This window comes from Nostoc sp. FACHB-888 (assembly GCF_014696655.1).
Classification (GTDB): Bacteria; Cyanobacteriota; Cyanobacteriia; order Cyanobacteriales; family Nostocaceae; genus Nostoc.
Window position 1 is genome coordinate 1 of the sequence record NZ_JACJQM010000369.1, and the last position, 2,446, is coordinate 2,446.

General features: G+C 41.1%; 2 protein-coding genes. Both read left to right on the forward strand.

Annotation, left to right across the window (positions count from 1 at the left end):
- The first annotated feature begins 1,020 nt into the window (after positions 1-1,020).
- Complete coding sequence (locus H6G26_RS40895; protein ID WP_190737775.1) at positions 1,021-1,488, forward strand: AAC(3)-I family aminoglycoside N-acetyltransferase; 468 nt, start codon at positions 1,021-1,023, stop codon at positions 1,486-1,488.
- A 249-nt stretch (positions 1,489-1,737) separates the two neighbouring features.
- Positions 1,738-2,446 (forward strand): hypothetical protein (locus tag H6G26_RS40900; RefSeq protein ID WP_190737777.1); only part of this gene is annotated, 709 nt, incomplete at its 3' end.

Genomic DNA, 2,446 nt, shown 5'->3' on the forward strand with positions numbered 1-2,446 from the left:
AAAATTGGCTGTAGGCAAGTAGAAAATAGGACTAAATTCAAAGCGTGGCTCTTAATTTTTTCTTAAATACCTCCTTATTAAAATGTTTGCCTTTTGTAGCAGAGATGTCAAATGACAAGTTGTCAAACTTGAATGATAGCGAATAAAAAACACTTTTTTGAGTAAGTACCTAAGAAAAAACAACCTATGTGAAGACAAATAAATACGTAGAATGCATCTATCGAGATAACTAAAATATCGGGGCACAGTGTAGTTTTTCACTCCTCCTCCCATCCGTTATCTCCTTGACGAAGCGATGCCTACATTGATATTTACGATGGGCTACGACGCTCCTGCGTCGCTAACGCTACGCTATCGGTGTCGCTTACTACACCTCTATTCAAAAGTCCTATTTCATCTCGTAATTTATTGTCATTAAAACTAATTTGTTGAAAAGAATATACTCAAAACGGCTTGGATCTGGACTTCTCAAGAATTGTTAAAATCTTTATCAGGTAACGCTCATAGTTGTTAATACAAAAGTCCAGCTATTATCCGTTCGTAGTGTATATAGTGTGAAACCCTTACTATTTCGTTGTTTCACGACTTAGCTGAAAAAGCCAGAAGAACTATAAACAACCACACCCAACATCGCCAGCACAATCCTCTGCCGTCGCACCCATTCAAAACAAGCGCCGACATCAGTTGTTACATGTTACAGTATTTTTTCCCTTAGCCCTGCTTTTACAGGCATTGAAAAACAAACACCTTGGGTTATCATACCAGTCCTCAGCAATCGCACCCTTGGGATGAGCAATCACTGTGAGACAACAACTTACCCCAGCCGTAAAACCCAACCCAATCGCTGCCACAGTCTCGCTGGGCTTGATAGATAACGTTGCAATACCGATAACTGCACCCCAAAGACAGCCATAGCAGCAAAGGATAATCAACTGATTTTTGGGTTTAGCCCTTTCGTCTGATATTGTATGAACGAGCAGGATTTAGCCGTTCAGCAGGAATATAGCTTAGGAAATACTAATGAACTTAAGCATTCAACAGATTTTGCCGGAGGACGTTGCATTAATGGAAGGTCTATTAGCGACCTTTGATGAGGCGTTCGATGAGGTGGAGACATATAGAAATCCCCCTAGTGCAGACTATCTGCGGCAACTGCTCTTAAGTGACTACTTCATTGCGATCGCTGCATTGAAAGAAGGTGAGGTCGTTGGCGGTCTTACTGCCTACGAGCTTAAAAAGTTCGAGCAGGAGCGCAGCGAGATTTACATCTACGATCTAGCTGTTGCCGCCGCACACCGACGGCAGGGGATCGCAACGGCATTAATTCAGAAGCTGAAGGAAGTAGCAGCAGCATCTGGAGCTTATGTCATTTTCGTCCAGGCGGATATCGGTGACGAGCCAGCCATTAAACTTTATACGAAGCTGGGCGATCGTGAAAACGTGTTGCATTTCGACATAGCAGTTAATAGCGGCAATGACAATGCCTAATCTGAGCTTGGTAGTGGCTTTTCGAGAAGAGTATAAGGGTTAATTAGCTAGATTGTATCAATACATTATTCGTTAACGCAGCCAGTTTCTTTGTTTGTGCTGTAGTATTTGCGATCGCAGTTCCACGTTCACGTCATCAAGAGTTTAAGCATGAAAAGGTTGAGCCAATTGCCGGAATTCGGTTCATTCTCCAGCAGGAGCAACTAATACCATTTCACAAAAAGTACGATACGGATAGTCAAGGAATAAATGAAAGAGCAAAACGAACTCATAAAACAGCAGTTGATAGAAGCAATTTCTTGTCAAAATCTGCAAGAAATTCAAAAAATATTAACCCTAGCACAATTAGAGGATGAGACAATAATCCTCAAAGAAGCTCTTGTGCAAGTAGAGTATGCAAATTTTGTTTGGTTCTTGCAAGAATACGTAAGTAAGGAAAGTTATCAACAAGCCGTAAAGGATGTATCAACAAGCATGATCCAAAAATTAGTTCAAGGAGGTTTCAAGCCAGGGGTTGATTTTAACTTACACCCAGATGGTAGGATGTTGGCATCAAAGGAGGCAAATGAATATTTAGAAAATTATCATTCTAAACAATTAGAAAATAGCCAAATTTCTGTTGTAGCTCATGCATTACCAGAGTCAATGCAGATGTTAGAAAAAGCTTTAGGTGTGCGATTTTTTGAGAATCTTGGGAAGGTGGCAGCTAAACGTTTAGCCACGATGGACGATGCAACAGCCAGTATTTATGGTCTATGGCTGATGCAAGGGATCAGTGGTCGTCATCCATTGCTGGAAAAAGATTTTTGTGAGTGGTTCATGATTGAGATTTGTGGTGAGCGATTGTCAGCCTTAGCATCAGCCGAGATTCAAGGCTTGGAGTTTAATGGCTTAGTGGTATTTGAAGATTTGTTGATGGCACTGGGCAAAACAAATGTATCGATAGTGAAAGAGAGCG

Excerpts from the sequence above, each read along its gene's own strand:
- H6G26_RS40895 (WP_190737775.1), top strand. The coding sequence starts at position 1,021 with ATGAACTTAAGCATTCAACAGATTTTGCCGGAGGACGTTGCATTAATG.